Origin of the sequence: Streptomyces sp. SID14478 (assembly GCF_010548525.1) — a bacterium.
GTDB lineage: Bacteria > Actinomycetota > Actinomycetes > Streptomycetales > Streptomycetaceae > Streptomyces.
The window spans coordinates 1-3,194 of sequence record NZ_JAAGMG010001472.1; the positions used below are offsets into that span (position 1 = coordinate 1).

The 3,194-nt window shown below is 71.4% G+C and carries 5 protein-coding genes; 1 reads left to right on the forward strand and 4 read right to left on the reverse strand.

The window, feature by feature from the left end; translation table 11 throughout:
- From G3I40_RS46065 to G3I40_RS46075, 3 genes are all read right to left on the reverse strand, one after another.
- The coding region (locus G3I40_RS46065) for a TIGR03619 family F420-dependent LLM class oxidoreductase (protein WP_164560743.1) at positions 1–599 on the reverse strand (599 nt) is incomplete at its 3' end.
- Between the two features lie 67 nt (positions 600–666).
- A complete protein-coding gene (locus tag G3I40_RS46070) occupies positions 667–879 on the reverse strand; it encodes a DUF5999 family protein (RefSeq protein ID WP_164560744.1) in 213 nt (70 codons plus the stop codon).
- 134 nt (positions 880–1,013) lie between these two features.
- Positions 1,014–1,601 (reverse strand): ABATE domain-containing protein, encoded by a 588-nt coding sequence (locus G3I40_RS46075; protein WP_164560745.1) that lies wholly within the window; start codon positions 1,599–1,601, stop codon positions 1,014–1,016.
- Between the two features lie 93 nt (positions 1,602–1,694).
- Between G3I40_RS46075 and G3I40_RS46080 the strand changes: the two genes are divergently transcribed.
- Positions 1,695–2,954: a cysteine desulfurase gene (locus G3I40_RS46080; protein ID WP_164560746.1), complete on the forward strand. Its 1,260-nt coding sequence runs from the start codon at positions 1,695–1,697 to the stop codon at positions 2,952–2,954.
- A gap of 13 nt (positions 2,955–2,967) precedes the next feature.
- On the opposite strand, the gene G3I40_RS46085 is transcribed toward G3I40_RS46080, so the two are convergent.
- Positions 2,968–3,194, reverse strand: a 227-nt coding sequence (locus G3I40_RS46085; protein WP_343245229.1) for a universal stress protein, incomplete at its 5' end; no start/stop codon positions are given.

Below are 3,194 nucleotides of genomic sequence, written 5' to 3' on the forward strand. Positions count from 1 at the left end.
GCGAGCGTCGGACGGAAGGGATGCCACGCCTCGCCCAGCCGCCCGGCCCTGCGCAGCGCGGCGGGGGAGTCGCCGCCCACCCAGACCGGCACGTGCGGGGCGGTCGCGCAGGCGGGCGCGGTGTGGACGTCCTCGAAGGCCACGTACTTCCCCTTGAAGCTGCACGGATCCTGGGTCCATGCCGCGCGGATCGCGGTGAGGTACTCGTCGGTGAGGGCGCCGCGCTCCTCGAAGGGGACGCCCAGCGTGCGGTACTCGGCGGCCGACCAGCCGACGCCCGCGCCGAGGATGAAGCCGCCGTCGGTCAGTTGGTCGAGGTTGGCGGCGAGCCGGGCCGTCTGCAGCGGATGCCGGTAGGGGATCACCGTGATCGTCGTGCCGAGGGTGAGGCCGGGCACGCGTCCGGCGAGATGTGCGGCAAGCAGGAACTGGTCGTAGAACGGGGCCGGATAGACCGCGTGCACATCGGGGGTGACCGCGATGTGGTCCGAGATCATCGCGAAGGTGAAGCCGAGGTCGCGGGCCTGAGTGGCCTGCCGGACCATGCTTTCCGGGGTCGTGCCGGAACCGAAGTTGAGAAGATTGACGCCGTATCGCATGACCCGAATTCTTGATCATTTCGAGCGGTGCGTCGAATCGCGCCGCGTCGCGCCGGCGCCGGGTGGCTCACGCCGCGAGCGTCACCGGCCGCGTGCCGGCCCACAACTGCCGTACGGGGGAGCGGACATCGCCGCCCGGCAGCAGCTCGCCGGTGTCGTCGAAGATGATCGTGCCGTTGCACAGCAGGCTCCAGCCCTGCTCGGGGTGGGCGGCGACGACGCGGGCGGCGTCGTGGTCGGGGCGGTCGACGGCGGGGCACGGCGGCTGGTGGGAACACATGGCGTCCTCCTGGGCGGGCGGTCCGTTCTTTGCGGAAGCTCTATGGAGAAGACTGCCGCCGCGGTGTGTTCTCATCGTCCCGGAAGTGTCTCAGTTCGTCGTCAACGTGCTTTCCCCGTACGGCGATCCGTCGGTCAGCGCGCCTTGCGGGCCGCGTAGTGGCGGGCTGCCCGCACCCGGTTGCCGCACTTCGTGGTGCACCAGCGCCGGGCCGCGTGCGCGCGCAGGAACCAGCGGTCGCAGCCCTGTGCCGCGCACTCGGCGAGGAGGGCGGCCTCCGCGCCCGTGAGCAGGTCCGCCGCGTCCTGCGCGAGCAGGAACAGTGCGGCCGCGGCGGGATTGCCCGCATCGGGCTCGTCCGCCCGGTGCGGGCCGTCCGCCGGCCAGGCCAGCCGCGGGGTCGAAGGGGCCGCCGCCAGTGCCGAGTTGAAGACATCGAGGCTCTCGCCGGGCGGAGGCGTGCCGGACTCCCGGGCCTCGAAGAGGGTGCGCAGGCAGGCGCGCAGCGCGAGCAGCCGGCTCGCCTGGCGTCCGGTCAGTGTCGCCCGGTCGGGCAGCAGCTCGTGCCGCACCAGCCACAGGTGCGCGGACTCCGCGTCCTCCAGCAGGTCGACCGGGCCGTGGCTCAGCGTGAAGCGCGTGTTCACCAAGGTCAGCGAGACGTACTCGTCCTGACCCGGAACCGGCAGCTGATGCAGGTAGTGCGGTGCTTCGTGATCCACGCCCTCATGTTAACGCTTGCCATTCTCCGTGAGGACGCCTAACGTCCCTCACGCTTAAATACCAAAGAAACCATGAGAAGGCGTGAGGCGAGCATGAGCGGAAACGGCGGGGCTGCCACAGCGGCCCTCGATGTCGACACGATCCGTGAGGACTTCCCGATCCTGCGCCGGACGCTGCGCGACGGCGCGCGTCTGGTCTATCTCGACTCCGGCGCCACCACGCACAAACCCCTCCAGGTCCTCGACGCGGAGCGGGACTTCTACCTCACCCACAACGCGGCCGTGCACCGCGGCGCGCACCAGCTCGCCGAGGAGGCCACCGAGGCGTACGAGGACGCGCGCGCCACGATCGCCCGCTTCGTCGGCGCCGCCGACAACGAGATCGTCTTCACCAAGAACGCCACCGAGGGCATCAACCTCGTCGCGTACGCGCTGGAGAACACCCGCGCCCTCGGTCCCGGCGACAAGATCGTGGTCACCGAGATGGAACACCACGCCAACCTGGTGCCCTGGCAGCAGCTCGCCGCGCGCACCGGCGCCCGACTGGAGTGGTTCGGCCTCACGGACGAAGGCCGCCTCGACCTCGACGGCCTCGACCGGATCATCGACGAGACGACCAAGGTCGTCGCCGTCACCCACCAGTCGAACGTGCTCGGCACGCTCAACCCGGTGCGGGCCCTCGCCGACCGGGCCCGGTCCTTCGGCGCCCTCCTGGTGGTCGACGCCGCCCAGTCGGTACCCCATCGACCCGTCGACGTAGGGGAGTTGGGAGCCGACGTCGTCGTGTTCTCCGGGCACAAGATGCTCGGCCCGAGCGGCGTCGGCGTGCTGTGGGGGCGGCGGGACCTGCTCGCGGACCTGCCTCCCTTCCTCACCGGCGGCTCCATGATCGAGGTCGTGGAGATGGACCGGTCGACCTTCCTGGCGCCGCCGCAGCGCTTCGAGGCAGGCGTCCCCATGACCGCGCAGGCGGTGGGGCTGGCCGCCGCTGTGGACTACCTCGCGGCGGTCGGCATGGATGCCGTCGCCGCCCACGAGGACCTGCTGACGGCCCGCGCCCTGGAACTGCTGGGGGTGATCCCCGGAGTACGGATCATCGGGCCGCGCGAGCCGCACGCGCGCGGATCGGCCGTCTCCTTCACCGTCGACGGGATCCACCCGCACGACGTCGGCCAGGTGCTCGACGCGCACGGTGTCGCCGTCCGCGTGGGCCACCACTGCGCGCGCCCGCTGCACCGCCGGTACGGAATCGCGGGCACCACCCGCGCCTCGTTCTACCTCTACAACACCCTCGACGAGGTGACGGCGCTCGCGGACGCGGTACGGCAGGCGATCGCCTACTTCGGGGACTGACGGCCGCGGCGTCTCAGATGTGCGGGACGACCGCCACCGGGCTGGTGACGTGATGCACCACCGAATGCGCGGTGGCCCCCAGGCCGTCCGTGGCGGCGCTGCGCCCGATCACCGTCAGGCTCGCCGCGGTGGACGCCTTGAGCAGGTGATGGCCCGCCTGTCCGTACACCAGACGCTCCACGACGGGAACCTCCGGGTACTTCGCCCGCCATACCTGCAGTGCGCCCGCCAGGGCCCGCC